The sequence below is a fragment of the Anaerobacillus sp. 63XJN7_4_ISO-PGPR-S23-413 genome, assembly GCF_056173725.1.
Window position 1 is genome coordinate 1,427,314 of record NZ_CM149688.1, and the last position, 15,919, is coordinate 1,443,232.

At 39.1% G+C, this 15,919-nt stretch carries 16 protein-coding genes; 5 read left to right on the forward strand and 11 right to left on the reverse strand.

What is annotated here, in order from left to right:
* Nucleotide 1 precedes the first annotated feature (1 nt).
* From AC0VYO_RS07790 to AC0VYO_RS07805, 4 genes are all read right to left on the reverse strand, one after another.
* Nucleotides 2-676 carry a DNA alkylation repair protein gene (locus AC0VYO_RS07790; protein ID WP_475368805.1) on the reverse strand — a complete coding sequence of 225 codons (675 nt, stop codon included), beginning with the start codon at nucleotides 674-676 and terminating at the stop codon, nucleotides 2-4.
* 313 nt (nucleotides 677-989) lie between these two features.
* Complete coding sequence (locus tag AC0VYO_RS07795; protein ID WP_475368806.1) at nucleotides 990-1,835, reverse strand: STAS domain-containing protein; 846 nt, start codon at nucleotides 1,833-1,835, stop codon at nucleotides 990-992.
* Nucleotides 1,836-2,043: 208 nt separating this feature from the next.
* The gene (locus tag AC0VYO_RS07800; RefSeq protein WP_475368807.1) at nucleotides 2,044-3,072 is read right to left on the reverse strand and encodes an SEC-C metal-binding domain-containing protein; all 1,029 of its coding nucleotides are present in this window, start codon (nucleotides 3,070-3,072) and stop codon (nucleotides 2,044-2,046) included.
* A gap of 130 nt (nucleotides 3,073-3,202) precedes the next feature.
* The gene (locus tag AC0VYO_RS07805; RefSeq protein ID WP_475368808.1) at nucleotides 3,203-4,852 is read right to left on the reverse strand and encodes a PAS domain S-box protein; all 1,650 of its coding nucleotides are present in this window, start codon (nucleotides 4,850-4,852) and stop codon (nucleotides 3,203-3,205) included.
* 259 nt (nucleotides 4,853-5,111) lie between these two features.
* Here AC0VYO_RS07805 and AC0VYO_RS07810 point away from each other — a divergent pair, with 259 nt between their 5' ends.
* Both AC0VYO_RS07810 and AC0VYO_RS07815 read left to right on the forward strand, forming a co-directional pair.
* Complete coding sequence (locus AC0VYO_RS07810; protein WP_475368809.1) at nucleotides 5,112-6,146, forward strand: LCP family protein; 1,035 nt, start codon at nucleotides 5,112-5,114, stop codon at nucleotides 6,144-6,146.
* 137 nt (nucleotides 6,147-6,283) lie between these two features.
* Entirely contained in the window at nucleotides 6,284-7,141 is an 858-nt protein-coding gene (locus AC0VYO_RS07815; protein ID WP_475368810.1) for a YihY/virulence factor BrkB family protein, read from the forward strand.
* On the opposite strand, the gene AC0VYO_RS07820 is transcribed toward AC0VYO_RS07815, so the two are convergent.
* The 5 genes from AC0VYO_RS07820 to AC0VYO_RS07840 all read right to left on the reverse strand — a co-directional run bounded on the left by AC0VYO_RS07820 (nucleotide 7,138) and on the right by AC0VYO_RS07840 (nucleotide 10,771).
* The gene (locus AC0VYO_RS07820) at nucleotides 7,138-7,938 is read right to left on the reverse strand and encodes a sensor histidine kinase (RefSeq protein ID WP_475367108.1); all 801 of its coding nucleotides are present in this window, start codon (nucleotides 7,936-7,938) and stop codon (nucleotides 7,138-7,140) included. The genes AC0VYO_RS07815 and AC0VYO_RS07820 overlap by 4 nt on opposite strands.
* A gap of 167 nt (nucleotides 7,939-8,105) precedes the next feature.
* Nucleotides 8,106-8,312 carry a heavy-metal-associated domain-containing protein gene (locus AC0VYO_RS07825; RefSeq protein WP_194221061.1) on the reverse strand — a complete coding sequence of 69 codons (207 nt, stop codon included), beginning with the start codon at nucleotides 8,310-8,312 and terminating at the stop codon, nucleotides 8,106-8,108.
* Nucleotides 8,313-8,372: 60 nt separating this feature from the next.
* Complete coding sequence (locus AC0VYO_RS07830; protein ID WP_226612411.1) at nucleotides 8,373-8,492, reverse strand: DUF6254 family protein; 120 nt, start codon at nucleotides 8,490-8,492, stop codon at nucleotides 8,373-8,375.
* A 58-nt stretch (nucleotides 8,493-8,550) separates the two neighbouring features.
* Nucleotides 8,551-9,396, reverse strand: coding sequence for a polysaccharide deacetylase family protein (locus AC0VYO_RS07835; protein WP_475368811.1), 846 nt, complete (start codon nucleotides 9,394-9,396; stop codon nucleotides 8,551-8,553).
* Nucleotides 9,397-9,496: 100 nt separating this feature from the next.
* The gene (locus tag AC0VYO_RS07840; RefSeq protein WP_475368812.1) at nucleotides 9,497-10,771 is read right to left on the reverse strand and encodes an NCS2 family permease; all 1,275 of its coding nucleotides are present in this window, start codon (nucleotides 10,769-10,771) and stop codon (nucleotides 9,497-9,499) included.
* A gap of 185 nt (nucleotides 10,772-10,956) precedes the next feature.
* On the opposite strand from AC0VYO_RS07840, the gene AC0VYO_RS07845 reads away from it, so the two are divergent.
* Nucleotides 10,957-12,255, forward strand: a complete 1,299-nt coding sequence (locus tag AC0VYO_RS07845) for a purine/pyrimidine permease (RefSeq protein WP_475368813.1) — start codon at nucleotides 10,957-10,959, stop codon at nucleotides 12,253-12,255.
* A 64-nt stretch (nucleotides 12,256-12,319) separates the two neighbouring features.
* Nucleotides 12,320-12,754 (forward strand): universal stress protein, encoded by a 435-nt coding sequence (locus AC0VYO_RS07850; RefSeq protein ID WP_430242255.1) that lies wholly within the window; start codon nucleotides 12,320-12,322, stop codon nucleotides 12,752-12,754.
* Between the two features lie 30 nt (nucleotides 12,755-12,784).
* Here the strand turns inward: AC0VYO_RS07850 and rpiA are convergent, their stop codons facing one another.
* Nucleotides 12,785-13,450, reverse strand: a complete 666-nt coding sequence (gene rpiA, locus AC0VYO_RS07855) for a ribose-5-phosphate isomerase RpiA (RefSeq protein WP_430242253.1) — start codon at nucleotides 13,448-13,450, stop codon at nucleotides 12,785-12,787.
* A 346-nt stretch (nucleotides 13,451-13,796) separates the two neighbouring features.
* On the opposite strand from rpiA, the gene gndA reads away from it, so the two are divergent.
* The gene (gene gndA, locus AC0VYO_RS07860) at nucleotides 13,797-15,209 is read left to right on the forward strand and encodes an NADP-dependent phosphogluconate dehydrogenase (protein ID WP_194221066.1); all 1,413 of its coding nucleotides are present in this window, start codon (nucleotides 13,797-13,799) and stop codon (nucleotides 15,207-15,209) included.
* A 57-nt stretch (nucleotides 15,210-15,266) separates the two neighbouring features.
* On the opposite strand, the gene AC0VYO_RS07865 is transcribed toward gndA, so the two are convergent.
* A complete protein-coding gene (locus AC0VYO_RS07865; RefSeq protein ID WP_475367112.1) occupies nucleotides 15,267-15,842 on the reverse strand; it encodes a hypothetical protein in 576 nt (191 codons plus the stop codon).
* Nucleotides 15,843-15,919: the final 77 nt, after the last annotated feature.

The following is a 15,919-nucleotide window of genomic DNA, read 5'->3' on the forward strand; positions in this document are numbered from 1 at the left end:
GTTATTTTTTTTGCTTGTTAATAAACTTACTAGCTTCACGTTTGCTAAGAGGGGGTAAAGTATAATTCTCTAAGAAGTTTTTCACGATTTCAGAATCTATTTTGGAATATTCTCTGAGCGACCAGCCGATCGCTTTTTGGATGAAAAATTCATTTGAATCTTTGAGTAGTAGGATGTATCTTTTGAGTCGATCGAAATCTGTGGAATCTTTATAAGAAAGTTGAAAAAGAAGCGCACTACGGTTTAGCCATAAGTTTGGACTGTTCACCCATTCCTCTATTATCGGTGCAATTTGATCAGGATATTGTTGAAAGTAAATACCTGCACTATGGACAGCAAGTCCATCTACAGTATCCCACCAGGATTTTGTGATAATAAGTTGCTCAATAAGATCGATATAGTCTTTGGGAAAACGTTTGACTCGGTCAAGAAGATCGAGGGCGGCATTCTGATACTCTCGTTCTGGTAATGCCCATAGCTTTTCAAGAAGTTCTTTAAGGGTATCGAGATCTGGTTTTCCATGCATTTTAAGCGCATTAATAACAGCTTTCCTTCTTTCTGGTGTCTTAATGCCGAGAAAAGGAAATTGATTTCGCATATACTTTTCCATTTTTTTAGATTGCTCTGGATTTTGGAGCGGTTCAAGCTCTTTTTGAATAATGGATACAGTTAACATGTTTCTTACCTCCTTCCTACATTTTACAAAATATTTGGTTTTTATTGGAATGATGATAATATACTTTAATAAAGTTTTTTCTGCAAATAGAAGAAGGCGCGTCTTTTGACGCGCCTTCTTCTTTACTAAAATAAGGAGGTTTCCCGGGGGAGGGAAGGGATGCATTAATTTACTATACGTTGGAACCAGAGAAGCTTTCCGGGTTGGGAGAAAGCTTCTCTGGAATGACTAAAGTATAGCAGGCTTTCATGAAAATATGAGGATTATGGGATGTTTTTGATAAGAATGACAGATTTGTGAACAGCGTAATGAACTAAACAGAAGGATTAGGAAGAACGGCTAATTCAGTAAGTGCATTGTGAAGACTGGATTTGATGGTTAGTTTGTGTAAATCAATTCCTAACTGTACAGCTGAAATCGATATCGAAGGACTTATGCCGGTCAGTGTCACCTGAACTCCCATAAGGCTTAGCGCTTCTGTTATGTCAAACAAGTGTTTTGCGACCATCGTGTCCATTGTCACAACTCCTGACAAGTCAATGATCATATGGTCGAGTTCAAGTTTACGAGATTGATCAAGCGTTTTCTCCATGATTAGTGTTGCGCGATACGTATCAATATTACCAACAAGTGGAAGAATAGCGAGATTTTGAATAATAGGAATGATCGGTGTAGAAAGTTCTTCCAGAGTCGAGTTATATTTAGTTTCAAGCTGCTGATTACTAGTGATATAAGAACTCCCATAGCTATACACAAACTGGTCAAGAAGAGGATCTATCCTACTTGGTAATTGAATGACATCCCGTGGTTTCATATTTAAATTTTCAACGATTGGTTCGATTGCCTCCCATATCGCTTCTCGAATGAGAGGTACAGTCACAATTAGAGAAATGATCATTTCATTTTCGTCTTGAACGAGTTCGCCAGATTCTTCTCCAAATTCTTCGATTGCTGCAAATGCGTTCACAGTGTCTTTTTGAAGACTTTTACCAATCAATTTTATAAGATAGGTCGTGTTTTTTATGGAAAGTTTCGGTTCATTATTAAAATCTGCGTCATCAAGGTCCTGGCGCTGACGTTCATATGTACTTTGTGCAATCTCCAAGGCTTGTTCAAGTATATAAGTTCCTACTTTTTGAGTAGATGTTTGATCGGTCACTTCAGTTCCCCCTTTTTCGTGTTAGCCATGTTCGTTTCTATTGTTGATTCTACCTTTTGCTCGAAGCGATTGGTTATCACAGAGCATTAAGCATTTGAAAACAACAATGGTCCTTAACATAACCCTTTTATTATATCTTATATGTAAATCGAAATTAATGAAAAAGCTGGCTTAAGGTTAAACCAGCTTAAATGTGTGATCATTAATTTTAGTTCATGACAGGGATAAAGCGTTCGTGGAAGGCTTTATATTTACTAGAAATACTAGAAGCAGATGTTCCATATTTTTTCGCAAGAGCACTCTGGCTGATTGAAGTGTCATAAACTTTGGCAGCAAGATATTCAAGAGATGCTGCAAAGATAGAAGCTTTTCTAACAATAGGCTTTTCATCATCAGCATATTTCTTCCAAAAACGAAGGATTTCTTGAAGTTGTTCCTGAGAGTACTCATCACTAACCTGCTCCATAAAGAGTGAAGCTACTTCTGCATCTTCTTTTCTAGACCAAATCATTTCAATCGATTCGTTTGATTCTTCTGAACCGTTGCCGTGCTTCACAATTTGACTAAGTACTTCTGGGAAATCACGTTGCATCATGGAACGAACATTGTAGTTCGCTTCTTCTGATGAAAGTTTCTTTTCCACCATTTCCATAGCATCTGGTGCGATTTTAAGAAGTTCAATAAATGGCATGGCACCATTTTTGACAGGGAGAAGAATGCCTGCTAGACTTTCTCCGCTAGTAAGGATCACTTCTTCATGTAAAAGGATACTGATCGGTTGGTTTGACCCGAGTTCTTTTACGACCGCTGTGTGACCTGATGCTTCTTCCACTGTATAAATAGACATGTATGCATCGCGCCAGTCGTTCACAGTTTCTTTAACTTTCTCAGTAGAAAAGGTGTGCGAATAAAGTTGAAGATATTCTCTAATAATGGTTTTGTTCCACTGGTTAAGAGATTGATGGAAAATGGCCCACGGGAAAATACCGTGCATATAAGCTTCCTCAAGGTTTTTGGGGATTTCAAAACGGTTGAATAAATCATTTGCTAGAGAGACCATTTTTTGATCATGTTCACTCATAGCATACTCTACAAGCTGTGCTTGAATTGTATATAGTTCTTGTGTATAGAGCTGTTCTTCTAATTGATCCTGTGCACTTTCAGATGTCATACAGCATTTTTTATATTTTTTGCCGCTGCCACAAGGACAGGGATCATTTCTTTTTGTTTTTTGCAATGTTGCTTCCTCCTTCAGGTCAAGCTTATTCGAGAATAAGAGACGAATGATATTTTAGCATAGAAATGGCTAGAAGCACAAAAAATGGACAAAATCCGAGCGGAAATGACTATTTTTTTATTCATTCCTATCATGTCTCACGTTCAATCGGAAAGCAAACGGTCACAGTGGTTCCAATTCCGACAGTACTATTAAAATCGATTTTTCCTTGATGATTCTCAATAATTTTAAAACTAGATAGCAGACCTAGACCAGTGCCTTCTTCTTTTGTTGTGTAGAAAGGTTCTCCAAGTGTTTTTAGTTTGTGTTCTGGGATACCAACACCTTCATCGACGATGATCACGTTAATGCTATTGTCTTTTACTACAGTTTTTAATCGTAATACGCCGCCATCAGGCATCGCTTCCATCGCATTTTTGATTAAATTAATAAAAACTTGCTTCAGCTGATTCTCTTCTCCATATAGAGATTCGTGACGTTCGGTGAAGTCTGTTATAAAAGAAATGTTGTACAGAGATGCCTGTGTACTTAAAAGCTGCATGACATATGAAAGCAATGCATTTACATTAAAAAATGTAAAATGCTCAGCCTGAGGCTTGGCAAGGACTAGCAAATCTTTAATAATCGAATCCATCCGGTCAATTTCAGATAGCATAATGGAAAGGAACGGCGTCTTATCTGCAAAATCATTATCACTAGTTAGAAGCTGAATGAATCCTTTGACAGATGTTAAAGGATTTCGTATTTCATGAGCTACGCTAGCGGCAAGTTGGCCAACAGCAGATAGTTTTTCTGTTTTTAGCAGAGCATCTTCTGTCTTCTTTTTGTCTGTTATATCCATAAACGCAGCCATGATCCCATTGATCTGACCATTTTCATCTTGGATAGGCGCTGTAAACAAAGCTGTAAAGACGACTGATCCATCCTTACGCATCCGTTTGACTTCTTTATTTACGATATGTCCATATTCAATAATTTCAGGAATCGTAATATCCTTTTCCTCTACTGGAACAATGGGGCTTTTCTTGCCGATCACTTCTTCGCTTTTCCATCCAAATATTTTTTCGGCAGCTGGATTCCACAGTCGAATGTTTGACTCCATGTCGAGGGCAAGAGTGGCGATAGGAGAAGCGCTAATGATCGCTTGTATGAGTTGTTTCGCTTCCCAAAGTTCTTTCACAGCTTTTTTTCGTTCTGTGATGTCTCGAGTTTGGATGATCGTGGTGGATTTGTGATTGAATATAATTGGAATCAGCGTTGATTCGACATCTATGACTTCGTTATTTGAACGCAACAATTGGTATTCAATTGTTTCAGAAGACGGTTCCTCTTGAGCGTGTATTTTACTTAGTAGGCCTTTGAACCTCTCAGTATCTTCCGAGTTAGCGATAAGTGATTGACGATTAACATAGAGGTCTTGAATCGAGTCAACGCCTACCATTTGGAGTCCAGTATGGTTTGTATAGGTGATTTCATCCTTTTCCATAAGACAAATGGCATAAGGAGAAGATTCAACAAGCCTCCGATATCGTTCTTCACTTTCAAGAAGCTGATTTTCCATAACTTCATTTTTATAGAGAAGGTGTTTCAATAGGAAATAAAGAAACAAACAAGTTAGTAAAATAAAAAACCAGCCTTTATATAGCCCAATTTGCTTATTTGCTAAGAAGTCGGAAGAGAAGTGATACAGAATTGTATCAGAAAGCAATATCCAAACTGAGCCGAATAGAAAATAGCTTCCTATAATGATCCAGGGGATTGATTCGGTTTTAATATGCACTAGAGTTTGTCCTTTCTCTATAGCTTCTTATTGTATTCTACATATATCTTAAGATTATTACAAAGTACTCCCAACTAGTTGGTAAAATATTTAGGTAGAAAGTCGTAATAAAGAGTGATACATTTATAGTTAGGATTATTTCAGAATAAACCTTTTACAATGGAATCGGTCAGCGAAAGACCGACGATCATTCGGTTTATGATACGAATGATCTAGGCATGTAGTAAAAGAAGATTTATATTGAAGGAGATAATTTTCTATGAATGATGAACATATGGAACCTCGAAGTCGATATAAGCCTAAGAAAAAACGACGTGGATTAAGAATAACGCTATTCATTCTATTATTTATTATAGTCGGTTTTGGTGGGTATGCGGGATACCTTTATTATAAAGTTTCCAGCGTTTCAGACCAATCAGTGATGCAGCCAGAACGTGGAAACCAGTCAGATCTTAGAAATGGCGCGGTTGATATGGGGAAAGATCATTTTTCTGTGTTATTACTCGGTGTTGATGATGAAGAGGATACATCGAATGGCCGCAGTGATTCGATGATGGTAGCCACATTTAATCAAGATAATAAATCAATGAAGCTTCTTAGTATTCCTCGTGACTCGTATGTTAACATTCCTGGAAGAGGAATGGACAAGATCACTCACGCTCATGCTTATGGTGGAATTGATTTGACCATTGATACAGTGGAAGGTTTGTTAGGAATTCCAATTGATGAAGTTGTCAGAGTTAATTTTGATGCTTTCAAAACAGTGATTGATGAAATGGGCGGAATCAAAGTTAACATTGATTCGCAGCTTATCGCAGATCAACTATACAAGGAATCTAAAGGGAAAATTGATTTAGAAGTAGGAGAGCAGACGCTAAATGGGAAAGAGGCCCTTGCTTTTGCAAGAACCCGTAAGGCTGATTCAGATTTGAAGCGTGGTCAGCGCCAAATGGAAGTGATTACTGCAGCCATTGATAAAGTCAGTTCACTTTCTTCTATTCCGAAGTATGGGGACTTAGTAGATCGTATCGGTGAGAACTTAACGATGAGTTTTACCTTTAACGAAGCTCTGGGACTTTATCCATTTATTTCGAAAATCGATTCAATTGAAAAACTACAGTTAACAGGTACTGATTTTCAACCGGCTGGGACTTATTATTTCAAACTCGATGATCAGTCGCTAGCGACGGCGAAAACGGAGCTTAAAACCCATTTGAACCTGGAAGATCAAATTGAAGATCCCAATGGGAATATGAATGCTATAGAAGAAGAGCAGGATTCAACAACGCCTTAAATGGAATGCTCGAAATTAAATTAAGAGTAAAAATAAGGTCTAAAGGGAGCAGACAACGTGTCTGCTTCCTTTTTATGTTAATGATTACAGTTAGTCATAATAGGGAATGGAAGGGAAGAACTGTAGAAAGGGGACTAATGAAGATGTCAGGGATTGCATTCGTTAAAAAATTAGGTAAAGAAATAGGAGAAGATCGCGTAACAAGTCTTGCAGCAGAATTAGCATACTACTTTATGCTCTCGATTTTTCCTTTACTTATTTTAATTCTTTCAATTCTTCCATACTTATCGATTGACAAACAGGAAGCAGTGGATTTTCTTACAAAATATGCTCCGGGAGAAACCGGAAGTATACTTCAGGATAACGTTCTATCAATCATAAGTGAGCCGCAGGGAGGGCTCTTAACGATTGGTTTACTTGGGACTCTCTGGTCTGCATCGAACGGTATGATGGCTCTGATGCGGGCTCTTAACCTTGCATATGACGTTGAAGAAACGAGATCTTTTATTAAAGCTAGGTTGCTTTCAATTTGCCTAACAGTTGGACTTATACTTGTCTTTATTGTCACACTTGTTCTACCTGTTTTCGGTGACGTCATTATAGATGCTGTTACTTCGACACTTAATCTTCCGAGCTCGACTGAGTTTCTTTTCCGTATTTTACGTTGGGTTATTGCTGTAGGAATAATGGCGTGTATTCTGGCAGCTCTTTATCGATTTGCTCCTAATAAGCATTTTCCATTTAAAGAGGTTATTATTGGAGCGATCGTTGCCACGATTGGCTGGCAAGTGATTTCTCTTGCTTTCGCTTTTTACGTAAGTAATTTCGGTAACTATTCAGCAACTTACGGTAGTCTTGGTGGTGTTATCATCTTAATGCTCTGGTTCTATTTAACGGGCATCATTCTTCTCGTAGGCGGTGAGGTTAACGCGCTTCTCCATAAGAACAGAAGGAGAGCAACGACTTCAGTAGAAAGCGAACAAATCGGATTTTAGTGAGTCAGTGGTAATTGAATAGTGAAAGTTGTTCCATACGATGGGGCACTACTTACCTTAATCGTTCCCTTATGATTTTGAATAATTTGTTTACAGAGGAATAGGCCAAGTCCTGTTCCTTTTTCTTTTGTTGTATAAAAAGGTTGGAAGACCTTTTGTTGAGTGGACGTATCCATGCCAGCTCCGTTATCACTAATTTTGATCGTAACGGAGTGAAGACGCTTTGCAATTGATAATGAAATTTTTCCGCTTTCTTTATTACTACTACGAATGGATTCCATACTATTCTTGATCATATTTAAGAACACTTGCTTAAATTGTCCTGAATCGATCGTCACTTCGAGTGGTTCTGTAAAGTGATTTAGATTCGTAGTAATATCACATCTGTTCAAAGTCGCCTGGCTATGGAAAAGAAGAATAATATTTTTTAGGAAAGGAACAACATCAATACGCTCTTTAATATGTTCTATAGGACGTGCAGCTTGAAGAAATTCTTCAATCAATGTATTGGTTCGATGGATTTCTGATAATAGTAAATCAGCTATGTCGTTTTTGTGTAGTTTATCTAAATCGGGTTTAATGAGCTGGAGGAAACCTTTCATGATGGTAAGAGGATTTTTGATTTCATGTGCTACACCTGCTACAAGATAATGAACGGTGCTGAGTGTTTTATTTTCATAAGCTAAAGCTTCAAGCTTCTCGATTAACTCGTTGTATTCCTCTAATGAGCAAGGTGATGGATAATGTTCTGGCATTAGAGGGAGTTTTTTTTCGACTTTCAGGTTAGTGTGATCCACTCACGCCACCCCTTTCCTTAACTTTTCATTAGCGCATAGTTATACCTTACCACCATGAAAATGCGAAGATTGAAAGTTCATAGGAAAGAATTCGAGTTTTTTTGTTGATCTATGTAGAATATCGTCACTAAAAAAAGAGCCTGCAAGTTGCACAGACTCTAACGAAGCTACGAAGGCTGATAGCCAGCGTCTTCAATTGTTTGCATGATTGCCGATGGATCAACGGCATCTTCATCATATACAATGGTCACTGTTTCTTCATTCAGATCGGCGAGAGCTCGATCGATACCGTTTAAAGAGAGAAGCGCAGATTCAATGCGTTGAATGCAGTCTTCACCTTTCATGCCGGATACAGATACCGTCATTTCATTCATAAAACAAACTCCTTTCTTACTCTACTTGCCTTTACCCATATTAGAAGGAGTTTAATCGAACTAAGGTTTATTCGGTGTTTCGTTAGCAAGCTGTTCAAGCGACTTAATCTTGCCGTGTGGGTTTTGCGCTTCTTTTCTTTTTCGAAATTGCCTTTCACGCTGGCCTTTTGATTGACTCATGTGTTGTCACCCCTTATTAGTTGTTCATTCATAAGGTGACCATTCAGAACAATTGTAGTCACTGCAAATTCTGGTTGTGAAGTTGAACAAAGGTAAAACCTTTCTCTTGGAGAATAGGAACGGATAGTTTCACGCCTTCTGACGTTCCACTTTTTGGTTGATTCATATGTAACAAAGCGATATCGCCAGGTTTGGCCGTCATAAGAGCGTTTTTCACTTGTCCGCTTGTAAAAGTCGCACCAGCATCTCCAAGAATGGTATAGTTTACAATTTGTATACCAAGATCCTTAGCGATTTGAACTGCCACTTCATCGTAATAGGCCGTTCCTGACCGAAACATAGTTGATTTCGATCCTGTAAGTTGTTCGATTTTCTTCTGGTTTTCTTTGACTTCCGCAATCACTTCTTTGACTGAACCCGTTCCTGAAATACCCCACGCGGAATTACCGTTTACAGATAGAGGTTGATGATGGGTGCCATGATTTTCAATCTGAAATAGCGGATCAGTAGCGAGCTGCTGAAATAGTTTGGTGTTTTCTTCAATCCATCTGCTATTAATGAAAAGGGTTGAAGGGACCTGCTCTTCTTTTAAAAATCTGATAAGTTCACGGTCGACGTTATTGCCATGTGGTCCACCACATGCATCGAAGGTAAGAGCGATTTCTTTTTCTGATGTTTCAAAGTGCGTTTGGACCCCTGTGACGCGTTCCCCCCATTCATTTGGCTTAAGCGTTTCGTATTTTGAACGAATTAGTTCGGTTGGCACTTCACGATGCATATAGGGAATAGGTCTTTTAATGAAGGATGCTTCAGAAAAGGAGTGTTGGGCTTCTCGTTGCTGACAAGCAGAGATAAGAAGAATGGATAGTATAAGAAAAGCTGTTTTCATATTCGTCAATTTCATCACCTTTTCAAGCTTATCACACAATATTTGGATGTAGTGATGGATATTAAAAAAACCTCCCAACAAGGGAGGTTTCATTCATACTTTTATAACGTTAATCTTAGATCGTATGCAAAAAGAAGTTAATGAAAAATAAACTCGCGATAATATACATTGGAACAGGAACTTCTTTTGCTTTTCCTAAAGCAATTTTAAGAAAAGGATAGGCAATAAAGCCAAATGCAATACCGTCTACAATACTATACGTGAGTGGAATCATCACTATGATTAAGAACGCCGGAAACCCTTCAGAGAAATCTTGTAACGAGATGTTCTGAATGGATGTGATCATCAGTCCGCCTATAATAATAAGAACTGGGGCGATCGCAGAATCAGGAATCATCTTGAAGACAGGTATGAAAAAGAGAGACGTTAAGAACAATAATCCTGTTGTGATGGACGTTAAACCAGTACGACCTCCTGCAGAAATACCTGAGGCGCTCTCGACAGTTGAAACGGTAGGACTTGTGCCGAAAAGTCCAGACGAGATAGCTGAAATGGCATTTGCTTTGTAAGATTTATCGAATTTCGATTGATCTGGAAGTAAGCCGTGAAGCAAGCCCATATTCTCAAAAACAAGAATCATCGCCATTGAAAAGGTTGCGATCCAGAAAGGGAGCATAAGAATATCATCGAATGACATCGCTCCAAAGACAGCTCCGTATGAGGAAAAAGAGAAACTTTCCTGTTTTCCGGTTGAAATTAAGCCAAGTGACCAGGCAAGTGCTGTCCCGAGAAGCATGCTAATTAAGAAATGACCTTTTACATTTCGAATAAACAGAATAGCTGCTATTGCAAGCGTTACAAGAGTTGCCATAACATGAGCAGATCCAAGGTTTCCAAGTTCTACAAAAGTCGAATCGCTAGAAACGACAATGCCACCTTTTTGTAATCCGATAAATGTTAAGAACAAACCTATTCCGACAGTAATGGCTTCTTTTAATGATCTTGGGATTGACTTCGACAGGACACCTGAAAGTGGTGTGAATGCCGTGATGGCAAAGAGAATCCCTGCAACAAAGACGGAAGCAAGCGCCACCTCCCAACTTAATCCCATTGATTCAACCATTGTATACGTAAAGAACGCATTGACACCCATTCCTGGTACGAGGATAATCGGTGCATTTGCATAAAAACCAATTAACAGGCAGCCGAACACTGACGTCAGGACTGTTGCAATCATTCCTGCTTCGAAAGGAATTCCTGCATCAGCAAGGATTGACGCGTTAACCGCTGCAATATAAACAATCGTAAAAAATGATGTAATGCCTGCAAGAATTTCTTTCTTCAGTGAAGTATCGTGAGCCTGAAAATCAAAATTAATTTTCGTTTTCACTTTATTCCCTTCTTACTTGTGTTTCCCTCTCCCACCCGTGTATTTGATTAAATCAAATCACCAATAAAATAGTATAACAGAGCCTTGATCTTTTTTATAGTGGAAAAATACGTAATGACCTCATTCAGTCACTTTGATAAAATAAGTGGGGTATATAATTTGTTATAAGGAAAGAAGGCTTTTACATGCGTAATACATTATCTGCTCTTCAATGGGCCGTTTTTATGATTGCAGGGTCAATCGTTGCTCCGGTTGCTATCGCTAGCTTGTTCCATATGGATCCTCCCATGGCAGCAGGCTTCGTACAAAGAACGATGTTTGTGCTTGGCGTAGCCGGAATACTTCAAGTAACGTTCGGTCATCGCTTACCTATTAATGAAGGTCCTGCCGGGTTATGGTGGGGAGTATTTGTGCTTTATGCAGGATTAAGCTCTACCCTTTTCGGATCTGATATAGAGACGCTACAAGCACTTGAGCTAGCAATGATTGCAAGCGGAGTGATCTTCATTCTTCTTAGTGCGTTTGGATTAGTAGAAAAGTTATCTCGTCTCTTTACACCGGTCGTGACAGGAATTTATCTCTTGCTTCTTGTTGCTCAACTTAGCGGATCGTTTCTAAATGGAATGATGGGTGTGGGTTATTTAAAAGAAGGCATTGATCTTAGAATTGCTGGACTATCGCTTTTACTTGTATTTATCTCGATTTGGTTTTCACGTTCTATGCCTGCTATGATTCAACAATACAGTATTCTCATTATCCTAATTATAGGGTGGATCATTTTTGCGGTGCTTGGACTAGCCAAACCGATCGTTGTTCCTGAGGGAGGAATGATTGAGCTCCCTGAGGTACTTGCATTTGGGTATCCTACATGGGATTCCGGCATGATAATCACAGCTTTTCTAGTCACGCTGCTTCTTCTCACCAACATGATTGCAAGTATTCGCGTAGTCGAAGAGGTGTTGAGTAAGTTGGCAAATACAAAGCCAATGGGACGCTATAGACAAGCAGGTTTTGTTTCAGGTATAAATCAATTACTTGGAGGCGTTTTTTCTGCGGTGGGAAGCGTGCCGATCTCAGGTGCCGCTGGATTTATATTAACAACAGGATTAAAGCAGAGACTTCCTTTTGTACTTGGAAGTGGATTTATTATTATCATTAGTTTGTTTCCAGCTTTAATGGGCTTCTTTGCAGCGCTACCGGAACCGGTTGGGTATGCTGTTATCTTTATTGTATTTGTGAATATGGTTGGAATTGCTTTCAATGAGTTTAAGAAAGATCAGTCAGAGGGAAAACCATTTATAATAGGGATTTCCTTTATGGTTGGTATTGGAACTATGTTTATTCCGCCCGAAGCCTTTCAGCAAGCACCTCCAATTGCGGCGTCTATTCTAAACAATGGACTTATTCTCGGTTCCATTACTGCGATTTTGACAGAGCAAATTCTCTACAAAAAACACCGTAAGGAAACATCTCTTCGTGATTAATGTCACAGGACTAGTTCTTTTCTTATGTTAAAATGAAAGTAGAACAGGGGAGGAGAATGTTGCAATGAAAAAATACAATAAAATTCTTGTAGCCTTTGATGGATCTGACCTGAGTGTTAAAGCATTAAATGAAGCGATCGCTATGGCAAAAGAAAATGACTCTCTTGAAATTGACGTTGTCACAGCATTAAATCCTACAGCGCAAATTAGCTCTGCTGTTGTTTACGCGAGTATCTTAAATGAACTCAGAAAAGAAGCGGTGGATATGCTGAAGGGGATTAGCGAAAAGTTAGACGTTCAGCTACCAAATCATAAAGTGAAGACAATGGTTCTTGAAGGGAACCCTGGAAATGAAATTGTGAAATATGCAGATGAGCATCATCGTGACCTTATTATTATGGGGAGTAGGGGGCTGAACGGATTACGTGAGTGGTTCCTCGGAAGCGTGAGTCATACGGTCCTTCAGCGTTCTCATTGTCCCGTATTAATCATTAAATAACTCAAAACCCGGCATTTCTGCCGGGTTTTATTATTTCTCCACATATGTAATTGTGTTTTCCTGACCAATAATTGCTTTAGCAGCATAGCCAATAAAAAGCCCGTTGTCTACAACACCTGGAACCTGATTAAGATTGTCGTGCAAAGTAGAGGGGTAATTAATTTCTCCGAACTGACAATCGACGATGTAGTTGCCATTATCCGTGACGTAAAATGAACCTTCTTTTTTTCGTATGGCCGTTTGACATCCAAATTTCTTTAAAGCGTTAATGGTTTTTAAATATCCAAAAGGAACGATTTCTACTGGAAGAGGAAATGTCCCAAGCTTTTTCACAAATTTATTAGAGTCAGCAACAACGATCATATGTGTCGAATGATAAGCGATAATTTTTTCGCGAAGTAAGGCACCGCCCCCTCCTTTTATAAGGGTTAAATCTTCTGTTAATTCATCTGCCCCATCAATCGTTAAATCAATGGAGGACACTTCTTCAAGGGATAGAAGGGGAATGCCGTTTTCACGAGCGAGTATTTCAGTATTAGTCGATGTTGCTACTCCCTTAATATCCAATCCCTCTTTAACCATTCGCGCGATTTTGAGGATTGTCCAATAGACAGTACTGCCTGTGCCAAGCCCAACAATCATGCCATTCTGAACATAGTTAGCGGCTTCTTCGCCTGCGCGTTGTTTTTCGTTCAAAATTCAACCACTCCTTTTCTATCTATGCTAACCCATTAATTATAATCGTAATGTACCCCGTTTCCCAATAATGAATTTTGTAAGCGCATACTTCATTGGTGTGATAAGGATCTCTTGAATATGCCATTTTCTATCATGATATTTATAGGTTATTTATACCATGTTGTTTAGTTACTAATCTTTGCACGGTTAGCAGGAAAGACGTATAATGCATACTGTCAGACTGTTCGCGTGACTAGCTTGATAGCAGGTGAACATACTATTTCAATAGGGTGATTCACTTGTAACAAAATGGTTTGCGATAGGTGAGTTAACGAAAAATAGGAAATGAGCTGGAGGGAATAAGATGTCAAAACAACAAATTGGTGTTATTGGATTGGCGGTCATGGGGAAGAACCTCGCGATGAACATCGAAAGTCGCGGCTATTCTGTTTCTGTGTATAACCGATCTGAAGAAAAAACAAAGGAAATGATGTCAGAAGTTGAAGGACGAAATTTTCAGGATACATACAGCATTGAAGAGTTCGTTCAATCTCTAGAAACACCTAGAAAAATTTTGCTAATGGTGAAAGCTGGCATGCCGACGGATGCGACGATTGACCAGCTGCTTCCACATCTTGATAAAGATGATATCATCATTGATGGCGGGAATGCGTTCTTTAAAGACACGCAAAAGCGTAGCGAAGATTTGAAAGAAAAAGGTATTCGATTTATTGGTACTGGTGTTTCTGGTGGAGAAGAAGGCGCACTTAATGGTCCTTCTATTATGCCTGGTGGACAACCGGATGCGTTTAGTGAAGTTGAAGATATCTTTAAGGCGATCGCTGCAAACGTAGATGGCGATCCTTGTACAACATATATCGGTCCAGATGGAGCAGGTCACTATGTGAAAATGGTGCATAACGGCATCGAGTATGGTGACATGCAGCTAATCGGTGAAGCTTATTACATGATGAAGAACGTGCTTGGTCTTTCTACTGATGAGCTTCACGAAGTATTTAAAGAATGGAATAAAGGTGAGCTTGATAGCTACCTTATCGAAATTACAGCTGATATCTTTACGAAGAAAGACCCTGAAACAGGCAAAGCGCTTGTAGATGTCATTCTTGATACAGCTGGACAAAAAGGTACAGGTAAATGGACAAGTCAAAGTGCTCTTGATCTTGGTGTACCACTTTCAATCATTACGGAATCTGTTTTCTCCCGCTTTATTTCTGCAATGAAAGAAGAGCGTGTGAAAGCAAGCAAGCTTCTTGCTGGCCCTAATGTACCAGCGTTTGATGGTAATAAAGAAGAACTAATTGAGAAGATCCGTAAAGCTCTTTACTTGAGTAAGATTTGTTCTTACGCACAAGGCTTCGCACAAATGCGTTCTGCTTCAGATGAGTATGATTGGAATCTAGATTATGGTTCAATCGCTATGATCTTCCGCGGTGGTTGCATAATCCGCGCTGGTTTCCTTCAAAACATTAAAGAAGCCTATGACCGTGAGCCTAGCTTAACGAACCTTCTTCTTGATCCATACTTCAAGGAAATCGTTGAATCTTATCAGGGTGCTGCTCGTGATATCGTTTCACTTGCTGTACAGCGTGGAATTCCTGTTCCTGGGCTTGCAAGCGCGATTGCTTACTATGACAGCTATCGTAGCGAAACTCTTCCAGCAAACCTTCTACAGGCGCAGAGAGACTACTTCGGCGCTCACACGTATCAGCGTATTGATCGCGAAGGTGTGTTCCACACAGAATGGCTTGAAGACTAAAAGTTAAACAAAAACCGCTAATCACTTCCTTAAGGGAGGGTTAGCGGTTTTTTACTTTCAGTTTTTAAATTTATACACCATCTTTTTACCAACTTGAATGAATCGCAATAGACCGCCAATGAGTATGAGTAAAAAACTAGCATAAATGAATGACCATTTGATTGAGGTGAAGAACGGTGCAGCCCATGAAATGAATGGGAACGTAGTTGGATAAAAATACATCACAGCAGATGTTGAAATGTTTTCTAAGTAATCAAATAGAACACCGAAAGAGGGGAGTAAGTTTAGAAGTAGCCAATTTTCGTTGGAAATAGTTCGAAAGAGAACAGTAATCGATGTGGTTAAAAAGAACCAGTAAACGAGTGGCCAAATAATATCAAAGCTGAAACGCTCTTTAATATAATAGCTTCTCCCGCTTTCTCCATATTGCTCTGCAACGCTATAAAGCTTTTCAGGAGTATAAAAGAAAGAGCCATCAGGAGAATCACTTGTCCTAGTGACTTCATACGATCTTTCCGATACTTCAGGAAGAATAAATGCGAGGAATAAGGCGAAAATGACTACAGAGAGAAACCAAATACTTGGAGTCAATCGAGAACTTAACTTTCTAGAAAGATAAAGTAGGGACTTCATGAAAACCCTCCATATTATCAGTATGGGTATATCAATCATAGAAGGTAGTAAGAAAGCCAGGGATTCACCCTGGCTTT